Below are 23,726 nucleotides of genomic sequence, written 5' to 3'. Positions count from 1 at the left end.
TAGATACAAATGATGTAATGGTTCATTTATCTAGAATATTAGAGTTAGTTACTATAGATAAAAAACTACCTATAGGTTTTTCTTCATCACCAGCTATAATCATTATGCTTATTAAAAGATATAAGTGTCTTAAATAAGACATCTTCAATTTTCAGTATAAATAAAGAAACTAATATAACAATATCTATAAATAAAAACAATTATCATTATTATTGTAATAACGGAGAAATTGATTCAAAAGATATTATTGATGAAAGTTTTTTAAATGTTGAACTCCCTATTCCTTATGGAAAACGTTTCTCTAATTTTCCTGTTTTAGGTAATATTGATAAAGAATTAAGAGAGAGTTATATTAAGGGAGAGTTTAATAAAAATATAGAAATAATTTATTTTTTGAGCCAAATCTATATAGGAGAGAGATTCTCATCACTCAAAGAGGTAATAATAAGAGGTAATAAGTATTATTTTCTTCCTCTTGATGGATATAGATATATTAGAGAGGATTATTTTAGCTCTGGAGAGTACTTTGTAATAAATTTATATAAGACAGTAACTTCTGATTGTAAATTAATTGTTGTAGATGAAATTGATATTTCTCTTGATGCCTCTGCTCAAGTTAGATTAATACAAGCCCTCAATAATTTGTGTGATAAATATAAGAAAAAAATAATATTTACAACACATTCTCTTCCTATTATGAGAGTGTTATATCAACAGGTTGGTGAGTCTATATTTTATTTAGAGAATATTAATTCCAGGCTAATTATGAGAGAAGTCTCATATAGTTATATTGTGGGTGAGCTTTTTGGTTTTAAAGATTATGATAAATATATTCTAACAGAAGATATAATGTTGGAAATTTATTTAAAAAGATTAATTTCTAAAATTGATACAAATAAATCAGTAAAGATTATTTATATAGGTGGTGCTTCAAATGTTATAGATTTTATGAGAAGAAATAAGCGGGAAAACTTTATTTGTGAAAGTAAACATATGATTTCTTTTTTAGATGGTGACTCTCGAGGTAAAGTATCTGGAGATAATATCTTATATAGTCCATTTTTAGATATAGAAGATGAGTTTTTTAGAAAATATACTGAAGAAAATAATAGATTTAATTTACCTTCAATCGGGGTTGATAATTGTAAAAGTAAATATTACTGTAAAACAGTAATTAAAGATATTGGTTACGAAGCTTTTTTTAATATCCTCGATATTGATTTTGAAGATAAAATAGAACAAACAATAGCCGAACTAAGAGAATTTATTAACAAATGAAAGTTATTTTTGAGAAAACACCCTGTCCGAATGTGGCTCAGGGTGTTATTACACTATCAACTAAGCTTTACTGTCATTCCCAGTTTCAACAATAACATCAACTTCTTCAATCTGTGCAACTTCCACTGGCGCTTGTTGTCCTGCTTCCAACTCATTTAAACGTTGCTCTAAACGAGCCAATTTTTCGCGAGTACGTAACAGCACTTGTGTTTGCACATCAAATTCTTCGCGATTAACCAAATCTAATTTGTTTAATTGAGATTGAAGTATTGCACGGATTTTCTTATCAATATCATCACCTAAATCTTTGATACCTTGTGGTAGTACATTTTGGATTTGGCGAGCGACTTGTTCAATTTTTTTTGGGTCCAGCATGGATAGTCCTCACAATAAAATAGAAAGCTATGCTAAGTGTAATATGAGGGCTGTGGGAATAAAACCTGATATCGATATTATTGTTATATTTTTATGATAAATCGTTAAATTCTTTGCCTATCAATAACAGATTAGTGTGATTTGACAAGGGTTATTGTGGATTGGGATTGCCTCTTATTATTTTAAAGCGTATAGTTTCCCTGTTTATCTCAGGGCGGGGTGAAAGTCCCCACCGGCGGTAGATACCTGAATAATCAGGTAAAGCCCGCGAGCGCTTTGTATTACCAATGTGATGCAAAGGTCAGCAGATCCAGTGTAATTCTGGAGCCGACAGTTAAAGTCTGGATGGGAGAGAATAAAATAGCATCAGTGGGATCCTTGTATCCATTCCTGTTGTTTCTGCTTGTCTATTTATACAGCAGAGATCCACTCCTAAGACTGCCCTGGTTCTGGTAACTTTCATTAATTATTGAGGTTTTTTTACCATGAATCAGACGCTACTTTCCGAATTTGGCTCTCCATTAGAGCGTGTTGAGCGTGCGCTTGAAGCCCTTCGTGCCGGTAAAGGTGTGATGGTGCTTGATGATGAGAACCGTGAAAATGAAGGCGATATGGTATTTGTCGCAGAAACCATGACCACAGAACAAATGGCGATGTCTATTCGTCATGGCAGTGGTATTGTGTGTGTCTGTATTACCGAAGAGCGCCGTCAACAACTCGATTTACCTATGATGGTAGAAAATAACACCAGTCATTTTCATACCGCATTTACGGTAACTATTGAAGCGGCCCAAGGGGTGACTACGGGAGTTTCAGCAGCAGACCGTTTAACGACAGTACGTGCAGCTGCTGCTGATAATGCAAAACCAAGTGATTTAAATCGTCCAGGTCACGTATTCCCATTACGAGCGCAACCTGGTGGTGTATTAACACGTGGTGGACATACTGAAGCTTCTATTGATTTAGCAACGTTAGCGGGTTTTAAACCTGTTGCCGTGTTATGTGAATTAACCAATGACGATGGCACCATGGCCAGAGCGCCAGAAGTTGTCACTTTTGCTAAACAGCATGATATGCCAGTGTTAACGATTGAAGATTTAGTGGCTTATCGTCTTCGCGAGGAGAAGAAAGCGGGCTGAAATTAACAAGTTAAAACGACACTGAAAACACACACACACTTATTCAAGCCACTTAAGTTTCCCTAAGTGGCTTTTTCATATTTTTTGAATAACTATTTCACACTTCTTTGACTATATTTCAAGTAAGAAGGCAGTATGCTAAATGCCATAGATAGCAAGATGATAAGAGGTGATTATGGACAGAAAATTGATGCCAGCGCTATTTGTTGGACATGGCAGTCCAATGAATGTATTGGAAGATAATAAATATACTCGCCTCTGGACGACGTTAGGAGAGACACTGCCTAAGCCTAAAGCAATATTAGTCATCTCAGCGCATTGGTATACGCAAGGGACTTATATTACAGCGATGACTCATCCTAAAACTATCCATGATTTTTATGGATTTCCACCAGAGTTATACCAAATAGAATATCCTGCAAAAGGCTCCATTGGTCTCGTTGCATTAATTGAAGATCTGATTGATCCGATGAAATTAAAACTGGATATGGAGCAATGGGGATTCGATCACGGTAGTTGGGGAATATTAGAGAAGATGTACCCTAATGCTAATATTCCTGTTGTTCAGTTAAGTATTGATGCTAACCAATCGCCGCAGTGGCACTATGAGTTTGGAAAAAAACTGGTTGAGCTACGTAGAGAAGGTGTATTAGTGATTGGCAGTGGTAATATCGTTCATAATTTAAGAATGATGGATTGGCAAAATGACCAAGCAGAGCCTTACTCTTGGGCATTATCTTTTAGTGAAACAGTAGAGCGCTGTTTACAAAGTGATAAAGTGCCTGAAGCGCTTTTTACCATTTTATCAACGCAAGAAGGGCAACTCGCACACCCAACAGCAGAACATTTTTTACCTGCATTATATCTACTTGGTTTAAAACAGCCGGATGAAAAAGTAACTTTATTAAATAATGATATTATTAATAAATCACTTAGCATGATGACCTTTCAAATTGGGTAAAATATTCAATAAAACTAATTGATAGAATGTTAAGGCTAAATTTATTTTTTAGGTGTGCCATAAAACCCCGCCCTTTAGTTCAGGGCGGGGAGGAGGTCAATGCTAGACAATAAGTTTTGCTATCACAGCAATTGCGTTATTAATCTAAAATAATATGTGGATAGAAACGAGACAGATCTTGCGTGATAAGCTCTTTATCTTCTCTAATACAAATACCTGCAGATTGGTCGTTAACTAGCCAGCTACCAATTAATGTATAGCTATCACCAAATTTTGGCAGTGGATGGAAGTCCTGAACAATAAAGCCTTCTTCACCGTAAGGGCCATCAGCAACAGCGATATCTTTACCATTTTCAACGATACGAATATTCGCCCCTTCTCGTGAAAAGAGCGGTTTGATGACATAGCGTGATAATGAATCTGGCGCTTTACCGTCATAAAAATAAGCCGGCAATAAATTAGGATGATTAGGGAACATTTCCCACAGCATTGGCAGTAACGCTTTGTTGGAAATAATACTTTTCCAAGCTGGCTCTAACCAACGGATCCCTGCATCAGCAAGTTTGGTCGAGAAATCTTCACGGAACATAAACTCCCAAGGATAGAGTTTAAACATATTGCTGATGATCTGGTCTTGTAGATCGGTCAGCTCACCCCGTTCACCTAAACCAATATCTTCAATAAAAACAAAATCGGTAGCGACTTCGGCTTCTTCTGCACAATCTTGTAAATATTGTACGGTACCGCGATCTTCTTGCGTATCTTGGCAACATGACATATGCAGATAACGCATACCATATTGATCACGCAATTGAGCGAATCTGTCGATCAATTTTTCTTGAATACTATTAAATTGATCGGCATTTTGTGGCAAACGACCCGCATTGATTTGATCTTCAAGCCAGATCCACTGGAAAAAAGCAGACTCATACAATGAAGTTGGTGTGTCGGCATTATTTTCGAGTAATTTTGCCGGCCCCTTACCGTCATAAGCTAAATCAAGACGTGAATAAAGCGATGGTTGCGAGGTTTTCCATGACTCACGGACAAAATCCCAGCAATGGCGAGGAATTTGAAAACGAGTCAATAGCTCTTCACTATTAGCCACTTTATCAGCGACTTGTAAACACATCTGATGAAGCTCTTCCGTGGTTTCTTCTAATGTTTCCACTTCTTCTATTGAGAATTGATAATAAGCATCTTCACACCAGTAAGGCTCGCCATACATGGTATGGAAGTTAAAACCATATTCAGTGGCTTTTTCGCGCCAATCAGGACGTTCAATAATTTGTTCGCGTTTCATGGTTTAATTAACCACCTGCACGATATGAAGAGGAGCCTGTTGAGCTACGGTTGTTATTTGTCGCGCTTGCACGTTGAGCTGCCGCTTGTCGTGAAACGGTATTACCAAAGCCACCACGCGTAATGGTTGATGTTGTAGATGGTTTTGGTGTCATAGCTGTTTTAGGGACGTTCATTTGACGACCACCGACAGCTGGACCATAGTTACGACCCGTTGCATCAACAAACTTACCATTAGCTGGGCTACTTGGATTACGTGAGCTAAATAAAGGCTGTGCTGGTGCGCCACCACCCATTAAACGCCCCATCATATAACCTGCCATCAGTGGCATAAAGAAGCTACCACCAGAGTTAGCTTGTGCCATTTGTGAACTATCAGGGTTGAGGTTATTGGCGTTTTCGGTGTTAACGGGGTTACCATCAATTGAGGCAGTTTGTGTACATTGCGCATCACCAAATTCAGCAACACAATCTTCCATTGTTGCGTATTTAGGTGCAGTACGTTGCGCTTCTTGTAATGCCGTGCGGTAAGAATCTTCACATTGTGCTGCTTGTGATGGATTCGCTTGCGCACATTCTTGTGCATTCATATACAGTGAAACCGTCTCATCACTCTCTTCACACCCTGAAAGGGCGAATACCGCGGTGATGGCGATGGCAACAGGCGCCAGACGATAAGGGCGAAATGCTTTACGAAAAGCATCGCGATTAATCGATTTGGTACGTTTCATTGTCATATTGGTAAGATCCATAAAAAGTAAAACGTTCAAAATAAAAGCTAGGATAGGTTAAATAGGTTAGAAAATAAATAAGAAACACCTAATCATCAGCGATTAGCAGAAATTTGTGATCTTCATAGGGATAATGGCAATGAAATCAGCTAAATCCTCTATTTATTAAACAAATAATGATTAGGTTATTTATAAATTTAAGTAATGGGCATTAGGTGAATTTATTTTTAATCTATTTGTAACCAAAAATGTTTTTTCTCGCTAGTGTATAAAAAAACCGCTTACCCGTATATCACTGTAAGCGGTTTTGATGGTTAACGGTGTCTATTAACGATTAATTTGTCGTATTCAGTACGGGACTTGTTAATGGACGAATAATGTTGTCAGGGGAAGTGGAAATCTCTTCACCCAACGCATTATTTAACTGAATTAAGTCATTTTCGTTTAAGGTACCACGTGCATATTGAATATTTAATTGGTTAATCAAATAGTCGTAACGTGCACTTGATAATTTTTGTTTAGCATCATAAAGCGTTGTGGTTGCATTTAAGACATCAACAATAGTACGAGTACCCACTTGGTAGCCAGCTTCAGTTGCATCTAAAGAGCTTTGCGCGGATACAACCACTTGTTGATAGGCCTTAATGCTACTGATGGAGGCTGAAATATTGTTATAAGAAGAACGTGCAATTTGTACGATAGAACGGTATACCGATTCTAACTGCTCACTGGCACTGGTAAAGCCATATTGAGCTTGTTCTACTTGTGAGCTCGTTCTGCCACCTGTATATAATGGAATGCTTAAAGAGAGTCCGATGCTGCTTTGACCATTATAGCTATTACGGCTGTTAGCCGGTGTTTCTGGTGGTAAAGCACTACCATGATTATGACTGTTTGAGACACCCGTTGAAGCATTTAAATTTACGGTTGGCAAATGGCCTGATTGCGCTAAACGAATATTTTCACGTGCTAAATCTTGACCTAAACGAGCACTGAGTAAACTTAAGTTACGCTCTTCTGCGTCTTTTAACAGTTTATCAATGGCGTCTGGTGGAGTGGTGGAAAAACGTGCGATATTAAGTGAAGCCAGATTAATATAATACACACCGCTGACTTGGCGCAGTTTTTCTAATGCGTTATCCAGTTCATTACGTCCAGCCACTTCTTGTGCCAACACGCTGTCGTAGTTTGCACGCGCATTTTGTACGTCAGTAATCGCAACAAGCCCCACATTAAAACGCTGTGTAGTTTGATCTAATTGGCGATAAACCTGCTCTTTTTGTGCTTCAATAAATGATAAGGAGTCAATGGCACGCAGAACATTAAAATAAGCTGTTGCGGTATCTAAAATAAGCTGTTGTTGGCTTGTTTGATAGGTAACATCACTCATACCCGCCGTTTTTTCTTGCATGGTCAATTGACGCCATAAAGACATATCAAAAATAGTCTGAGTCAGCGTTAAATTCGCACCAAGAGAGTTAGACTCGGTATTTTTAGCATCACGATAGCCACTTTTATAATCAATAGAAGCGCCTAATCCTAATTGTGGTAATAATGGGCTACGTGCCTCATTGATTTTCTCAAAAGCTTGATTGCGTTCAGCTAATGACTTACGTAATTCTGGGTTACTGTCCTTTGCTTTTTGATAAACTTGTAGCAGATCCTCAGCCTGACTTGCAGTGCTGAATCCTGCCAAACTCATCGTGACTAAAAGAGAGAGCAGTTTTTTCATTTTAATTCCTTGTTGCAACAGTTTCGCTGAGTTGCCTCTGTTAATCTTGTATAGAAACAATTCTAGCAGATTGTTTCCCTAAGTAGGGGTAGCCATTTGTGCCATATCCTTTTATTTTAGGTTAACTTTACAGGATTTGCGGGCAAATATCTTTAAATCTGTATTAAACGTATGCAATAAAAAAAGACTTAAGTATAACCAGAGGAATATTGTATGAACAAAAAGGAAAATACACCATTTTTATATACACGTAATGATGTTGAGCTGATAAGTAAAAAAACACTCTATAAAGGCTTTTTCCGTATGAACGAGTATCGTTTCAAACACCGTTTATTTAAGGGAGGATGGAGTGCAGAAGTTAAGCGAGAAGTGTTCGAACGTGGTCATGCGGGTGTTTTATTGGCTTATGATCCTAAACGAGACGAAGTTGTATTAATCGAACAAATTCGTATTCCAGCTTATGAAACAAGTCAAACACCTTGGTTATTAGAAGTGATTGCCGGCATGGTGGAAGAAGGAGAAAGCCCTGAAGAGGTGGTAAGACGGGAAGCCACAGAAGAAGCTGGGATCACAATAGGTCGTTGTAAGCCCATTGTAAGTTACCTTTCAAGCCCCGGAGGAACCAGTGAGCGGATGTATGTCTATGTAGGGGAAGTGGATGCCACAACAGCAACAGGCATACATGGGCTAGCTTGTGAAAATGAAGATATTCGTGTTCATGTCGTCAGCCGAGAGCAGGCTTATCAATGGGTTGAAGAAGGGATAATTGATAATGCTGCTTCCGTCATCGCACTTCAGTGGTTACAGCTTCATCATGTCACCTTAAGAAAAGATTGGTTGTGATAATTGCCAAAAGAAACTTTATTCGTCACTATGAAAAGATATGATAAATGACGTAATTATCTTTAAAGTATATGAATATACAATCGATTAAGCTTGAACATAAGAGATAAAAAATGTGACTGGTAGCGAGAATATTTCTCAATAATCTTTTGAAATGTGTATTGGGTGGCAGATCTTTAATACAAAATTACGTTAAAATAACGGCTAGTAAGAGAGAAACAAGGAAACCTTTTGGAAAGCCAGCTTGAATTGTCGGTGGATCAACAACACACCGTTAGAATATTACAAATCACAGATACCCACCTTTTTGCTAATGTGGATGATACCTTGTTGGGAATTAATACCTATCGTAGCTATCATGCGGTATTGGACGCGATTAAACAGCAAGGGTTATCGATTGATTTGATTGTTGCTACTGGGGATTTAGTTCAAGATCAATCCTTTGCAGCTTATCAGCATTTTGCTGATGGGATTGCAAGATTACCTTCACCTTGTGTGTGGTTACCCGGTAATCATGATTATCAACCAGCAATGATTGATGCTTTAAATCAGGCAGGCATTCTGTCGGCAAAACAAGTGTTAATTGGTGAACATTGGCAATTGTTATTATTAGATAGCCAAATTCAAGGTGTTCCCCATGGCGAGTTATCTGACTGTCAGTTAGATTGGCTAACACGCTGTCTAGAAAGCCACAAAGAAAGAGATACTGTGATCTTATTGCATCATCATCCGATGCCTTCTGGCTGTACTTGGTTAGATCAACATAGTTTAAGAAACTCTCACCAGTTAGCTGAGCGTGTTAAAGATCACCCTCAAATAAAAATGATGTTATGTGGTCATATTCATCAAGAAATGGATGAAATGTGGAATGGTATTCGCTTATTAGCAACACCCTCTACCTGTATTCAGTTTCGCCCGCATTGTACTAATTTTTCTTTAGATACCGTTTCGCCAGGTTGGCGCTATTTGGAGTTATCATTATCTGCACAGGGTAAGAGGAATATTGATACTCAAGTACATCGTCTAGCGGGTAAAGATTTTTGTCCAGATCTTGACGCGGATGGCTATTAAGTCATGTCTCGTATCCTCTATTTACATGGTTTTAATAGCTCGCCTCAATCAGCCAAGGCGCAAGGGTTTAAACAATGGTTATCAGTCACTCATCCTGATATTGAGCTACTTGTACCCCAATTACCCCCTTATCCTCAGCAAGCCGCTCAATTAATTGAAAAATTAGTAAAAGATAATGCCAATGATAAGTTAGGATTAATTGGCTCGTCGCTGGGGGGCTATCTTGCTATTTGGTTATCACAACGTTTTCATTTACCTGCAGTGGTGGTGAATCCCGCGGTTCGCCCGTTTGATTTACTACAGGATTTTTTAGGCGATAATGAAAATCCTTATACTCATCAAAAGTATAGATTAGCACCTCACCATATGGATGAGTTACTTGCCTTACGTATTCCTACGATAACTTCCCCCGATCTTATTTGGTTGCTTCAACAAACTGGAGATGAAATACTTGATTATCGTCAAGCGGTTTCATATCTTGGCGCTTGTAAGCAAACAGTAGAGCAGGGAGGAAACCATGCTTTTGTTAATTTTGAACGTTTTTTCCCGGAAATTGTTCAGTTTTTGAAAATAACATCGTTTTCGACTCATTAACCTGCAATACTGGGGTTGATGTCTCAATTCAAAAATGAATATCATATTACCGCTAACACCTGTTATTATAAACAGTATTCTCAAACAGTGAACCGCAGATTAAAACAATGACTCAATCAAGTTATAATGCAAAGGATATTGAGGTTCTTAATGGTCTAGAGCCTGTACGTCGGCGTCCTGGTATGTATACCGATACCACTAGACCGAACCATTTGGCACAGGAAGTGATAGATAATAGCGTGGACGAGGCGCTTGCGGGGCATGCAACCAAGGTCGAAGTTATCTTATATGCAGACCAATCTATTGAGGTTATCGACAATGGGCGAGGAATGCCGGTTGATATCCATCCAGAACTGAAAGTCTCTGCTATTGAGCTGATCCTTGCCCATCTTCATGCCGGAGGAAAATTCTCCAATAAAAACTACCAATACTCTGGTGGCTTGCATGGTGTCGGGATCTCAGTGGTTAATGCGTTATCAAAGCGTATAGAAGTCACCGTGCGCCGAGAAGGCAAAATATATCAAATTGCTTTTGAGAACGGTGATAAAGTTGAAGAGCTACATCAAATAGGTACGTGTGCTAAACGAGATACAGGAACCAGTGTTCATTTCTGGCCGGATAGCACTTACTTTGATATTCCTCGTTTCTCATCAAAAAGCTTATCTCATGTATTAAAAGCCAAAGCGGTGTTGTGCCCAGGCGTCAATGTCTCTTTTACCGATAAAGTCAATAATACCCAAGAAACGTGGTGTTACGCTGATGGTTTAACTGACTATTTAAGTGAAGCTGTCGCTGAATTTGTTCGCCTGCCTGAAGAGCCATTTACAGGGAAATTTGAAGGTGATAACGAAGCCGTTGAATGGTCAATGCTTTGGTTGCCGGAAGGCGGTGATTTACTCACAGAAAGTTATGTGAACCTCATTCCAACCGTACAAGGTGGTACACACGTTAATGGTTTGCGCCAAGGTGTATTAGATGCCATGCGCGAGTTTTGTGAATTCCATAATTTATTGCCAAGAGGCATTAAATTAACCGCAGATGATACATGGGAGCGTTGTGCTTATGTGTTATCAGTAAAAATGCAAGATCCTCAATTTGCAGGACAAACCAAAGAGCGTCTATCGTCACGTCAAACCAGTGCCTTTGTTGCTAGTGCAGTAAAAAATGCATTTAGTTTATGGTTAAACCAAAACGTTCAAGTCGGTGAATTACTCGCTGAAATGGCTATTAGTAGTGCGCAACGACGTATGCGTGCGGCTAAAAAAGTGGTGAGAAAAAAACTGACTTCGGGGCCTGCATTGCCGGGTAAATTAGCAGATTGTACTTCGCAAGATTTACGTTATACCGAACTCTTCTTAGTTGAAGGGGACTCTGCGGGGGGCTCTGCTAAACAAGCTCGCGATCGTGAATATCAAGCGATTATGCCTCTACGTGGTAAAATTCTTAATACTTGGGAAGTCTCTTCTGATGAAGTATTAGCGTCACAAGAAGTGCATGATATTTCTGTGGCGATCGGGATGGATCCTGATAGTGATGATTTAAGCCAATTACGTTACGGAAAAATTTGTATCCTTGCGGATGCGGACTCCGATGGTTTACATATCGCCACTTTGCTTTGTGCTTTATTTGTTCGTCATTTCCCGGCATTAGTAAAGCAAGGTCATGTCTATATGGCTATGCCACCTCTTTATCGTATCGACTTAGGTAAAGAAGTGAGTTATGCCCTTGATGAAGCAGAAAAGAACGCTATTTTGCAACGCCTTAGCCGTAAAAAAGGTAAGCCAAATGTGCAACGCTTTAAAGGCTTAGGTGAGATGAATCCACTGCAATTACGTGAGACAACGCTTGATCCTAATACACGTCGTTTAGTGCAATTGGTGATTGATGATGAAAATTATCAAGAAACGTTGGGCATGATGGATATGTTACTTGCCAAAAAACGTTCTGAAGATCGCCGTAACTGGTTGCAAGAAAAAGGCGACGAAGTTGACATCGAAGTGTAATGGAACTCACCAAGCGTCTGAGGAAAATATTGAATGAGTGAACTGACTCATGATGGTGTAGAGCGCCAACCGCTCCACTTATTTACGGAAAATGCCTATCTCAATTATTCAATGTACGTGATTATGGATCGTGCATTGCCTTTTATTGGCGATGGGTTAAAGCCAGTACAGCGTCGTATCGTCTATGCGATGTCTGAATTAGGTTTAAACAGCAGTGCTAAATTTAAAAAATCAGCACGAACAGTGGGGGATGTATTAGGTAAATATCATCCCCACGGTGATAGCGCCTGTTATGAAGCCATGGTATTGATGGCGCAACCCTTCTCTTATCGTTATCCATTAATTGATGGGCAAGGTAACTGGGGGGCTCCGGATGATCCAAAATCTTTCGCAGCTATGCGTTATACCGAGTCTCGCTTATCTAAATATTCACAGATCCTGCTAAGCGAATTGGGACATGGTACTGTTGATTGGATCCCCAATTTTGATGGCACCCTGCAAGAGCCAAAAATGTTGCCTGCTCGTTTACCTAATATTTTATTAAATGGGACAACGGGGATTGCTGTCGGTATGGCAACGGATATTCCGCCACATAATGCGCGGGAAATCGGCCAAGCATTAACCATGCTATTAGATAATCCTGATGCTGGGTTATCTGATGTTATGCAATATGTACAAGGACCTGATTATCCAACAGAAGCGGAAGTGATCACCGCTCCTGAGGATATCAAAAAGATTTATAAAACAGGACGTGGTTCTATTAGAATGCGTGCTGTTTGGCAAAAAGAAGAGGGTTGTGCGGTGATAACAGCTCTCCCTCATCAAGTCTCTGGTGCTAAGGTACTTGAACAAATTGCTGCATTAATGCGAGCGAAAAAATTGCCTTTAGTTGATGATTTACGTGATGAGTCAGATCATGAAAATCCTACTCGATTGGTGATTGTTCCTCGTAGTAATCGCGTCGATTTAGAACAAGTCATGTATTACTTATTTGTAAATACAGACTTAGAGAAAAGTTATCGCGTTAACCTCAATATGATTGGGTTAGATAACCGTCCTGCTGTGAAAGGGCTATTAACCATTTTAAATGAGTGGTTAGTTTATCGCCGTCAAACCGTAACCAATCGTTTAAACCATCGCTTAGAAAAAGTATTACGCCGTTTAGAAATTCTAAAAGGTTTATTAATCGCTTATCTCAATATTGATGAAGTGATTGAGATCATCCGTTATGAAGATGAGCCAAAAGCGGAATTAATGCGTCGTTTTGCATTATCAGATATTCAAGCAGAAGCGATTTTAGAGTTACGTTTACGTCACTTAGCTAAGCTTGAAGAGATAAAACTACAAGCTGAAAGTGATGAACTGGAAAAAGAGCGCGACAGTATTGAAAAACTGTTAAATTCTCCTCGCCGTCTCAATACTTTATTGAAAAAAGAGATAGAGGCAGACGCTAAAGAGTTTGGTGATGAACGACGTTCTCCTATTCGACCTCAAGAAGAGGCGAAAGTGGTTAATGAACAAGATATGTTGCCATCAGAGCCTGTGACTATTGTGCTTTCTGAAATGGGATGGGTGCGTAGTGCGAAAGGGCACGAAATTGATCCTAGTACCATGAGTTATCGTGCCGGAGACAGTTATCATAGTGCGGTACGGGGTATGAGCAACCAGCCAGTATTGTTCCTTGATTCAACGGGTAGAAGCTATAGTTTAAGTCCCAATGACATGCCATCAGGCCGTAGCCAAGGTGAGCCTTTAACCGGTAAATTGACCTTCCCCCCTGACGCCAGCGTAAAATATATGTTAGCGGGAGCCGCTAAACAGGAGTATTTACTGGCAACGAAAGAGGGTTATGGCTCTGTACTCAGTTATGAAGAGATGGAGACAAAAAATAAAACCGGTAAAGGGCTGTTAACGGTTTCAGATGAAACAGAATTGCTAGCGCCTTTCTTAGTCGATGCAGAAAAGAAAAACAATCAACATTGGTTAGTTATTATCACCGATAAAACACGTATTCTGGCGATATCTGCAGAACATCTAAATGAGATGAATAAGAAAGGTCGAGGCACTCGCTTAGTTGCATTAGGCAAAGAGCAAAGTGATGTTATCGAACAAATCGTGTTAATAGCAAAAAATGAAGCCCTCACATTTACTGTTGATGGTCAACAACAAACATTAAAAGCAGAAGAGATTAGCTATTTTAGTGGTGATGTTGGCGATGAGCCTATCCCATTAAAACATCTTCACCCTGAAGCGGTTACCGTGATCATGTCCGAAAAAGGGCTTATCCGTTGCCAAAAAGGCCATAACATTGATGCGAAATCAGTGGGCTTTAAAACAGGGGATGATTATTTTGACGCAGTTGAAGGAATGAGCAATCAAGCGGTACATCTGATTGATACCACGGGTCAAAGTTATACTGTTGATGTTGACGCATTACCATCAGGCCGTAGTAAAGGTGATGATTTAACTGGACGATTAAAAGTCCAAAAAGGGGCTCAATTACGTCATGTAGTGATGGGGGAAAGTAGCGATAAGATCTTAATGGCATCCGACGCTGGTTATGGGTTTATCTGTAGTATTGATGACTTAACCTCTAAAAATAGAGCTGGTAAATCATTATTAACATTACCTGAAAATGCATTACCATTACCACCTCAACGCTTAAATGATGAATTGAGTGATTTGATCATGATCATTACTCAGGGTGGGCGAATGCTGATTTTTGAAGCCTCTGAGTTGCCAACTATGGTAAAAGGAAAAGGTAACCAAATGGTTTCTATTCCTGCTTCACAGGCTGCAAGTGGTGAAGATAAAGTCGCTTGGTTGCGGGTATTACCAGAAAATGCCAGTGTTACATTGCATTTTGGTAAACGTAAACTCACGATGTCGATGAATGAATTACAGACATTTAAAGCCAAACGTGGTCGTCGTGGAACCTCGCTCCCTCGTGGTGCACAAAGTATCGATCATATAGATATCGAAACTCATTAATTTTAACTTTCAATGTAGATTAGTGGGTCATATGACCCACTTATTATTAGGACGCTAAAAGCTTATGCTAGCCATTATTCGAGGCATTATTGTCATTCTGTACACCATTATTGTGGTGACTTTTGGGATGATCTATTGCATGTTTTCTCCCAGAAATCCGAAACACGTAATGACTTATGGACGTTTATTCGGCAAATTATCACATGTCTTTGGGATCAAATTAGTTGAGCGTTTTCCTAAAGAAGCTAAAAGTTATGGACCCAGTATCTATATTGGTAACCATCAAAATAACTTTGATATGGTGACAATGTCGAATGCGGTACAACCTAATACCGTGACGGTGGGCAAAAAAAGCTTGGTGTTTATTCCTTTCTTTGGACAGCTTTATTGGATCACTGGCAATATTTTGATTGATAGAGGTAATCGCTCTAAAGCCCATAGCACCATCACTCAGGTTGCAGAGCAAATCAAAGCGAAAAAAATCTCTGTATGGATGTTTCCTGAAGGAACACGTAGCCGAGGACGTGGTTTATTACCTTTTAAAACAGGGGCTTTTCACGCGGCGATGCAAGCGGGGGTGCCTATTGTGCCTGTTTGTGTCTCTACCACACAAGGTAAGATAAAATTAAATCGCTGGAATAATGGCTACGTGATTGTTGAAATGTTGCCTCCCATTGATGTATCAAAATATAACAAAGATCAGGTGAGAGAATTAGCTGAAGATTGTCGTCAGATCATGAAGGCTAAAATTGAAGAGCTTGATAAAGAAGTGGAAGAAATGAATAAACGCGATTTTGCAGGTAAGTTAAATTAACGGTCTGTAATTTATTTAATTGTTTATCATACCTAATGCCAAATCGATTAGATTTGGCATTTTTATAACATCATGATTTTAATGGTTTAATTATATACTTTATAATGGCTAACAATAAACGTTATAGGTTGATTGATCGTTTGAATATATCCCGATTTTCGGACGGATATTGTCTTTAATAAATTAAAATGCACTAAGTTATCAACTATTTTTAGGATTTATGTCATATCCGCGTTATTATGCTGTCATAATTTGATTTAAGTCTTTTGTCTTTAAATATCACAGCAGCTTTTTTCCTATCAGTTGATCCTCACTCGTGGGATAGGAATATGGGTATTTTGTTGCGGAGAAAGTATGTCATTTAGTCGTCGCCAGTTTTTACAGGCTTCAGGCTTAGCGGTATGTCTGGGCTCATTATCTTCATCTGTTCGTGCAGGATCAGTTAGTGATAGAAAACTACCTATTCCCCCATTACTTGAATCACGTAATGGTCAGCCTCTTTTTGTAACGTTACAAAAAGTGCATTGGGCCTTTGATGGCACACAAAAAACAGAAGTCTGGGGCATTAATGGCTCAATGCCGGGTCCGACAATCAAAGTAAAAAGCGGTGATGATGTCAAACTGATTTATAGCAATCGCCTTAATGAACCCGTTTCTATGACCGTAAGTGGCTTATTAGTTCCGGGAACACAAATAGGTGGAGCTGCAAGGATGATGTCTCCGGGAGCCTATTGGTCACCGGTGTTGCCTATTCGTCAAAAAGCGGCCACCTGCTGGTATCATGCGAATACGCCTTTTAAAATGGCGCCTCATGTCTATAACGGATTGGTAGGCATGTGGATTGTTGAAGACGAAGAGAGCAAATCGTTACCATTGCCTAAACATTATGGGGTAAATGACTTTCCTATTATTCTTCAAGATAAACGCCTTGATAACTTTGGAACGCCACAGTACGACAAAGAAGCCGCGACAGAGGGATTTTATGGTGACACATTATTAGTGAATGGCTGTGAAGATCCTTATATTGAAGTATCAAGAGGTTGGATTCGTTTACGCTTAGTTAATGCCTCGAATGCTCGACGTTATGAGTTATCGGCGAATGATGGTCGCTCACTCTATCTGATAGCCTCTGATCAAGGTTTGTTAACGTCACCGGTAGAATTGAAATCTATTCCTATGGCACCGGGTGAGCGACGTGAAATTCTTATTGATCTATCAGAAGGCGAAGAAGTGACTATCACTGCTGGGCAAAGTGCCGGATTTATGGATAGATTACGTGGTATTTTTGAACCTTCTAACTTATTGCGCAATACCAATGTGCTAACCATCAAGCCTACTGGACTGATGTCATTGGTTACCGATAAAGTTCCACAACAGTTGGTGGTGGATGACACACAAATCACCACCTCAATTCAACCGAGAACGATCCAATTGCAAAACAGTCCTCCTGGTATTAATAATGCGCGTTGGGAGTTATCAAGGATCGATCTTGTCGGTAAACAAAATGGCTGGGAACGTTGGCTAGTGACAGTGGAAACACCACAACCTTTTCATATTGAAGGTGCACGTTTTAAAGTGATTAATCATGATGGACAAAAACCAGCGCCTGCTGATTTTGGTTGGAAAGATACAGTGTGGATCGAAAAACAGAGTGAATTATTAGTTGAGCTAAAACAGCCTTCTTATTCTCATTTCCCTTTTGTTTATTATAGCCAAATACTCGAAAATGCGGATAAAGGGATTGCGGGGCAAATGGAAATCACGCCATCAGAATAAAAATTAAGTAATATCACGTCAAAAATTAAAATAAAAACAGTATTTTTAAAATAAAGATACTGTTTTTTTTATTACTATAAAATTAAGAAAAATAAATTTTTCATACTAGAATTAAATAGCTAAATCAGATTATAAAATAAATTGTTAATTAATTTAGCTATTATGTTTTTTTATTGGTTTGCTTTTTATCAGCTTTATTTAGCTATTGAAAGCTGTCAGTATTACCGTAGAAAACGTTAAATCTATTTATTTATATAATATTAGATTATGTTTTAAAATTGTTTAATTAAACTATTAAGTTGTGATTTGTTAGGCAATCTATCTATTTTTGTGGTTTAGCTTCGTATATTTGAGAGATCCCTCAAGTAATTATTGTTATAAAAAAGAGAGGATCGCTACGTCTTTTGTTTTTATTCCTTAATTAATGTTATCCCTTTCAACATAACAGAAGGTACAGAATGAACAAAGAAATAGCTTTAAGTCACCATCCCATTAATCAGAAAAAAAATACCACAAACTCTCTATTTCAACTCTCCCTTATTACTTCGGCACTTCTTTTTTCTGGCTATGCTGTTGCATATTCAGAAGTTGGACAATTAGGTAATAAACAAAGTTGGGAAAGCCCTGAATATCAAAAAGACTGGGGGCTTGCAGCCATGAATGCCTCTAGTGCTTATGCTCTGGGTTTTCATGGTCAAGGTGCTAAAGTCGGGGTGATGGACTCTGGTGCACTGCTCTCACATCAAGAGTTGAGTGGATCTCGTTTTCATGCAGTAAAAGCCAAAGGTGAATATGGCTCTACGGGAATGCGCTATCCACAAGAAATGGGCGGACATTATGAAAAAGGCCAAGTCTTTGATGTTGATGGTAATTGGATCAAAGGGGTGAATGATACCCATGGCACACATGTCACTGGTACTGTGGGGGCTAACCGTGATGGTAATGGTATGCATGGTGTGGCGTGGGGGGCTGATATTTATTTAGGGAATACTGGGGCAACAGACAGCAATAACTATGGCCCTTATCAAGACTATACCTATTTCTATACTGGCTGGAAAGCGATGGTCGACGCGGGTGCGCAAGTGATTAATAATAGCTGGGGGACTAACCCGCGCATTATTAATACAGATAAAACAGAGGGGCCTGATGGTGGTAATACCACGATACATATGCCTGTTAACACCACGGCACAGACAGAATACGAATATTTCTACTTTAAAAAAGTCTATGGTGATAAACCTTCCTTTGTTGATGCTGCTTATGATGCAGTTAAAGGAACGAATGTTGTTCAGGTCTTTACAACGGGTAATCGCGACTTTGCTCAACCTTATTATCGTCCTCTTTATCCTTATTTTAATCCCGAAGCCGAACAGCATTGGATTGCGGTGGCGGGATTGAAGCAAAATGCGGATAACACCGGTTATGTATTAGAAAAAGTCTTCAATGAAGCGGGTAATGCAAAATGGTGGACAGTGGTTGCACCGGGTCGAAATATCTATTCCACAGTGGTTGATGAAGAGGGGAATCCAGGTTGGGATACCTTTAGTGGTACTTCAATGGCAGCTCCTCATGTGACGGGGGCGATGGGAGTATTAATGTCTCGTTATCCTTCCATGAACGCCATTCAAGTTCGTGATGTCATGTTCACTACCGCTAACCATCGTGATCCTGATGGCTCTTTATATGAGAGCTGGACGGCTGCAGAAGGTACTCCCGATGTACGTTATGGGTGGGGAACACCAGATTTAGATAAAGGGATGTATGGTCCGGGTCAATTGCTAGGTAAATTTGAATATAACCTAAATGCGACACCGCTTGATGTGTGGACTAATGATATTTCCCAAACAGCTTTAGATCTACGTAAGCAAGAAGATCTCGCATGGTTGAAAGAATATACCGAAAAAGGTATTGCGGCAGGAGGTGAATATCATCTCGGTACTGATTTTGTGATTAATGATGGCAATCCTGATCCTACATCGCATATTGTTAGCCAAGAAGATGCTGAAAAATGGCGTCAAGAATATTACCAAAAACGCGCTGATGCTATTCAAGCTAAAATTGATGCTGGCTTATATGATGGTGCTTTGGTGAAGCGAGGCGAAGGTACGTTAGTCATGACGGGAAATAATAGTTACCGTGGTGGTACAACTGTCGAACAAGGTACTTTATATGGCTTTAGCGGATCTTTTGGGACACAAGCCGTCAATGTTAATGGTGGGAAATTAGGTATTATTGAGCGTTATAACGATACTTTTACTCAAAAAGGCCAATTAACCTCAAACCAAAACCATAAAGTAAACATTAATATTAATGATAAAGGTCGTTATTTAGTGACCGCAGGACACAATGTTAATATTGGTAACTTAGTGCTTAATCAAGGAGCCGATATTGATGTGGGGGCGGATAATGTTGGGCAACTAAAAGATATTTATCTTAATAATAGTGTTGTTGTCGGTGAGGTGAATACAGATAGTTTAGTTGATAATCGCACTAAAACGAAAATGTTAGCCAGTAACCGTGTGGTTGCAGATCCAGCCACAACCACTACTGTCACCAATAATGATTATGCTTTATTTGATAAACATATCACGATAACAGATAAAACCATCAGTGGCAGTTTAACTAAGAAAGAAAATACGACTTTAGCCACCTTTGCTGATAATGAAAATGGTCGTGCTATTGCTAATGCATTAGATAATACAGGAGATGGTGAGCTATTTAATGCTGTATTACCGATGAATGAAAATGATCTGAAAACCACTTATCAATCATTGGGTAGTGATATGTATTTAAATGCCAATAATGCCAGTATTGTTAATGTATTGGGTTTAACTCGTACAGTGAAAGATCAGGCTATTGGTATCGGTGATGGTCGTCATGCACAACTAGGTAATAGTAATGCGCGTATTTGGATCAGCGGCATGGGTCAGTGGGGTAAGACGGATTATGGCCACAGTGATATGGATGTTGATTTCTATGTTGGGTTATTAGGTGCTGAAATTGATGTTACTGAAAATACTAAAGCGGGTCTATTTTTCGGTGCAGGCTCCACCAAATATAAAGGCAATCAATATGGAAAGATAGATAGTAATGATATTCATATTGGTGCTTATGGGATCTCTAATCTTTATGATGTTGCCTCATTAAATTATGGATTTACACATACAAACCAAGATAGAGATGCCAAAAGAACACTCTGGATAGGACAAACTGCAGGTTATAACTCAACCAGTTACGATGCGAAAATTAGTCAATTCTTTTTAGAAGGTGCTTATACTCAATTGAATACTAGCCAGTACTCAATTGAACCTTATGCTGGATTTAGTTGGTTAAGAGTATCCACTGATAATATCAATGAAAATGTGGGTAATATGAAGTTTACCACTAAAACAGATGCACAAGATATTCAAGTTGCTACGGTTGGTTTACGTGGTGGATATCCATTTATGGCAGGCAATATTAATATGGCATTAAAAGGTGATATATCAGCAAGCCATCTGTTTGGTGATAATCGCCCTGAATCACGTCTATGGTTATCCAATTCAGGTGAGGCATCACTACGAGGTGGTAAACTAGATAATTTATTTGGTGTTGGTCTAGGTGTTGATGCGCAGTTATGTAAATCAACCACTTTCGGTATCTCTTATCAAGGTCAATATAATAGTGATATCAATTCGAGTGGTATTAATGCAATATTGAAAATTAATTTCTAAACCTTATTTGTTTTTTGATATTTATAGCCCTTAGTAATAAGGGCTTTTTTTTGTATGAATATGTAGATAAATAAAAGATAGTTTTACTATGAGATAAGGAGTTTTTATGCATATAAAAAATAATTTTGATAGCGTTACTTCAATAAAAAAATACGATGAAAATATAAAAGAGAAATACCAAATAAAAAATAAAATCAATGATGTGTTAAATACGCTTTCAAGTCTTTATATTGAAAGGGAAAAGATTACTTTACTATCTAAAATATCATTTTTTATAAAGAGTATTTTTAATATTAATGTTGGGGTGGTTTTTCTATTAGACAAAAGTCAACATGCGAAAATTAATACATTATCCATTTTGATGAGAAATGGAGGGGAAGTATATTTTAAAAACTGTAAGCTAATTAACTCAGATTTTGTTAGCTTTAAGAATAAACATTTAGATACATTTTTTTTAACTTTAAGTTATGCAATAAAAAATGATTGTCATGATGATGCTAAAAGATTAATACAATATTATCTTTATGAACAATCAAAAACAAAAGGAGACTTTATTACTATAATGAACATTGCTTTCAATGTAATTAATCATTATCCAAAAGAAATGTTTGAACAATTGAAGAAACATCATCCAAAGTGTGATGATATGGTATATTATAGTGATTTTAACTATAAAAAACATATTGATATGGAACTAAGTTGTATTTGTAAAGTGATTAATAGAAAAGATAATAATGAATTAATTAATTCAATAATGAATTTAGTTACTATAATGTATAATATTTATTCGGTGGAGATGGATAAAGCGTTTATTGTCAATATAACTAAATGTTTTATTGATAAAGCAATGGAATATAATACGGTAAACTATATTAACGATGCTTTTAAAAAGTCAATATCAAATTTTTTGACTAATAAATTAAGAAATAATGAAGACGTTCAAAAGTTTGTAGATGATATGCTTACATTAGGAGTGTTAGAAAAAAAAGATATTATTAAAGCTAAAGAAATGACAATAGAAGACGAGAGTTTTATCACTAAACATAATAGAAGAATGCAAAATATTTTTACTAAGAATGAAAATAGTGATGAAATGAAATATACCATTGCTAATACTATTAGAAATAATTATGAGAATATTTTAGAACAAATAGACAATGAGTGTGGTGATCTTAAAGATAAATATAAAGATATTTTACTGGATATTATTGATTACTTAAGGGACGATAAGGATTGGAATTTTGATTCATTAATAAGCAGTTACAGCTATTTCATTAATAATTATTTACACCTATTTTAGTTCTTTTTATTAAAGAGATCTTTGTTTCTTTAACACTACTTTAATCTTTAAACCAACCAGCACGACACTTAGCACTTTATTGAGCTATTTTTTATTGACAAACTTTAACTAACAAAGGCAAGTAAACGACTATTAATCCTAAGTAATAAAAGCGTATCACAATTTTTCACCTGTACTCGAACTGACTCATATTGATGTTACATAGCGATAAAAAAGAGGGGAGCTTAAGAGAGTGTTGATGAAAGAGAAAATGGTATAAGAGTCTTTTTAACGTAGATTTGCAACTAATACTCTCTATTTTTATCAATCGTATGATTGCCTTAACGAAAGGTGATACTTTAATGTTAAAAGTGCTATAAGCCAGTCAATGAGAAGTGGCAGTGTCTCTTTTCGCATGTTATTGATAAGGTGCTACATTTTTTACGATGAGAAAAAAGTAAGGTTCTTGCGCCTGTAATGAGCGTAAAGTAATTGTAAAAACACCTAAAGAATTTTCAAATATAATAGCAACTGCCATATAGCACTATTATAATGTTTAAAGCTTTCATGATTAAGTTAACACTTCCTGTATAAAGCAATTATTTATTATCGGTGAAGCATAAATTGTATCGACTCAAGTTTTCGCTTTCCGTATAGTATAAATAGTTTTCCCATTTTTACCCGTAGGTATGTAAATGAATATTAGTTTAATCGCAGCATTAGCGGCGGATCGTATTATTGGTATGGAAAAGGCGATGCCTTGGACATTACCGGGTGATCTCGCATGGTTTAAAAAAAATACATTAAATAAACCCGTTATTATGGGCCGGGTGACTTATGAGTCTATCGGGCGTCCTTTACCTAATCGACTCAATATTGTATTAAGCAGTCAGCCTGGAAATGATGACAATGTTGTTTGGGTGAAATCCGTTGAAGAAGCACTACAAGCTGCTGAAAATAATGATGAAATCATGGTGATTGGTGGCGGTAAGGTTTATGAGCAATTCCTACCAATGGCGAATAAATTATACCTTACTCATATTGATGCTGAAGTGATTGGTGATACAACCTTCCCCGATTATGAGCCTGATGAGTGGGATTCTACTTTTATGGAATACCATGAG

The 23,726-nt window shown here is 37.9% G+C and carries 17 protein-coding genes and 1 riboswitch; of the genes, 13 read left to right on the top strand and 4 right to left on the bottom strand.

Translation table 11 applies throughout. From position 1 onward, the window contains the following. Positions 1 to 393 precede the first annotated feature (393 nt). A complete protein-coding gene (locus AACU95_RS00115; protein WP_237075999.1) occupies positions 394 to 1,278 on the top strand; it encodes an AAA family ATPase in 885 nt (294 codons plus the stop codon). A 60-nt stretch (positions 1,279 to 1,338) separates the two neighbouring features. Here AACU95_RS00115 and ubiK read toward each other — a convergent pair whose 3' ends face one another. Further along, positions 1,339 to 1,653, bottom strand: a complete 315-nt coding sequence (gene ubiK / locus AACU95_RS00110; RefSeq protein ID WP_046334374.1) for a ubiquinone biosynthesis accessory factor UbiK — start codon at positions 1,651 to 1,653, stop codon at positions 1,339 to 1,341. A 201-nt stretch (positions 1,654 to 1,854) separates the two neighbouring features. Continuing rightward, positions 1,855 to 2,014, top strand: a riboswitch (FMN riboswitch). A gap of 124 nt (positions 2,015 to 2,138) precedes the next feature. Between ubiK and ribB the strand changes: the two genes are divergently transcribed. Both ribB and ygiD read left to right on the top strand, forming a co-directional pair. Continuing rightward, on the top strand, positions 2,139 to 2,792 hold the full coding sequence (gene ribB / locus AACU95_RS00105; RefSeq protein ID WP_004245565.1) for a 3,4-dihydroxy-2-butanone-4-phosphate synthase: 654 nt from the start codon (positions 2,139 to 2,141) through the stop codon (positions 2,790 to 2,792). A gap of 175 nt (positions 2,793 to 2,967) precedes the next feature. After that, entirely contained in the window at positions 2,968 to 3,753 is a 786-nt protein-coding gene (ygiD, locus tag AACU95_RS00100) for a 4,5-DOPA dioxygenase extradiol (protein WP_004249471.1), read from the top strand. A 139-nt stretch (positions 3,754 to 3,892) separates the two neighbouring features. Here ygiD and AACU95_RS00095 read toward each other — a convergent pair whose 3' ends face one another. The 3 genes from AACU95_RS00095 to tolC all read right to left on the bottom strand — a co-directional run bounded on the left by AACU95_RS00095 (position 3,893) and on the right by tolC (position 7,518). Next, positions 3,893 to 5,056 (bottom strand): glutathionylspermidine synthase family protein, encoded by a 1,164-nt coding sequence (locus tag AACU95_RS00095; protein ID WP_141192106.1) that lies wholly within the window; start codon positions 5,054 to 5,056, stop codon positions 3,893 to 3,895. A gap of 7 nt (positions 5,057 to 5,063) precedes the next feature. After that, positions 5,064 to 5,792, bottom strand: a complete 729-nt coding sequence (locus AACU95_RS00090) for a DUF1190 family protein (RefSeq protein WP_004249472.1) — start codon at positions 5,790 to 5,792, stop codon at positions 5,064 to 5,066. A 328-nt stretch (positions 5,793 to 6,120) separates the two neighbouring features. Continuing rightward, on the bottom strand, positions 6,121 to 7,518 hold the full coding sequence (gene tolC, locus AACU95_RS00085; RefSeq protein ID WP_004245559.1) for an outer membrane channel protein TolC: 1,398 nt from the start codon (positions 7,516 to 7,518) through the stop codon (positions 6,121 to 6,123). A 213-nt stretch (positions 7,519 to 7,731) separates the two neighbouring features. Between tolC and nudF the strand changes: the two genes are divergently transcribed. The 10 genes from nudF to folA form a co-directional block, all read left to right on the top strand. Then, complete coding sequence (gene nudF / locus AACU95_RS00080) at positions 7,732 to 8,361, top strand: ADP-ribose diphosphatase (RefSeq protein ID WP_004245558.1); 630 nt, start codon at positions 7,732 to 7,734, stop codon at positions 8,359 to 8,361. 231 nt (positions 8,362 to 8,592) lie between these two features. Beyond that, positions 8,593 to 9,432 carry a 3',5'-cyclic-AMP phosphodiesterase gene (gene cpdA, locus AACU95_RS00075; protein ID WP_004250217.1) on the top strand — a complete coding sequence of 280 codons (840 nt, stop codon included), beginning with the start codon at positions 8,593 to 8,595 and terminating at the stop codon, positions 9,430 to 9,432. A gap of 3 nt (positions 9,433 to 9,435) precedes the next feature. Further along, complete coding sequence (gene yqiA / locus AACU95_RS00070) at positions 9,436 to 10,026, top strand: esterase YqiA (protein ID WP_004245556.1); 591 nt, start codon at positions 9,436 to 9,438, stop codon at positions 10,024 to 10,026. Between the two features lie 107 nt (positions 10,027 to 10,133). Then, a complete protein-coding gene (parE, locus tag AACU95_RS00065) occupies positions 10,134 to 12,029 on the top strand; it encodes a DNA topoisomerase IV subunit B (RefSeq protein ID WP_004245554.1) in 1,896 nt (631 codons plus the stop codon). A gap of 33 nt (positions 12,030 to 12,062) precedes the next feature. After that, on the top strand, positions 12,063 to 15,020 hold the full coding sequence (parC, locus tag AACU95_RS00060; RefSeq protein ID WP_004245552.1) for a DNA topoisomerase IV subunit A: 2,958 nt from the start codon (positions 12,063 to 12,065) through the stop codon (positions 15,018 to 15,020). Between the two features lie 64 nt (positions 15,021 to 15,084). Then, positions 15,085 to 15,834 carry a 1-acylglycerol-3-phosphate O-acyltransferase gene (locus AACU95_RS00055; protein WP_004245551.1) on the top strand — a complete coding sequence of 250 codons (750 nt, stop codon included), beginning with the start codon at positions 15,085 to 15,087 and terminating at the stop codon, positions 15,832 to 15,834. A 354-nt stretch (positions 15,835 to 16,188) separates the two neighbouring features. Continuing rightward, positions 16,189 to 17,610, top strand: a complete 1,422-nt coding sequence (gene ftsP, locus AACU95_RS00050) for a cell division protein FtsP (RefSeq protein ID WP_004250218.1) — start codon at positions 16,189 to 16,191, stop codon at positions 17,608 to 17,610. A gap of 458 nt (positions 17,611 to 18,068) precedes the next feature. Further along, positions 18,069 to 21,323 (top strand): autotransporter Pta, encoded by a 3,255-nt coding sequence (gene pta / locus AACU95_RS00045; RefSeq protein WP_141192310.1) that lies wholly within the window; start codon positions 18,069 to 18,071, stop codon positions 21,321 to 21,323. A 106-nt stretch (positions 21,324 to 21,429) separates the two neighbouring features. After that, positions 21,430 to 22,623: a hypothetical protein gene (locus AACU95_RS00040; protein ID WP_161737045.1), complete on the top strand. Its 1,194-nt coding sequence runs from the start codon at positions 21,430 to 21,432 to the stop codon at positions 22,621 to 22,623. A 674-nt stretch (positions 22,624 to 23,297) separates the two neighbouring features. Next, a partial coding sequence (gene folA / locus AACU95_RS00035; protein ID WP_161737044.1) for a type 3 dihydrofolate reductase occupies positions 23,298 to 23,726 on the top strand: 429 nt, incomplete at its 3' end.

The organism is Proteus sp. G4415 (assembly GCF_963896075.1).
Classification (GTDB): Bacteria; Pseudomonadota; Gammaproteobacteria; order Enterobacterales; family Enterobacteriaceae; genus Proteus; species Proteus mirabilis.
This window is presented reverse-complemented; position numbering and strand designations above follow the sequence as displayed.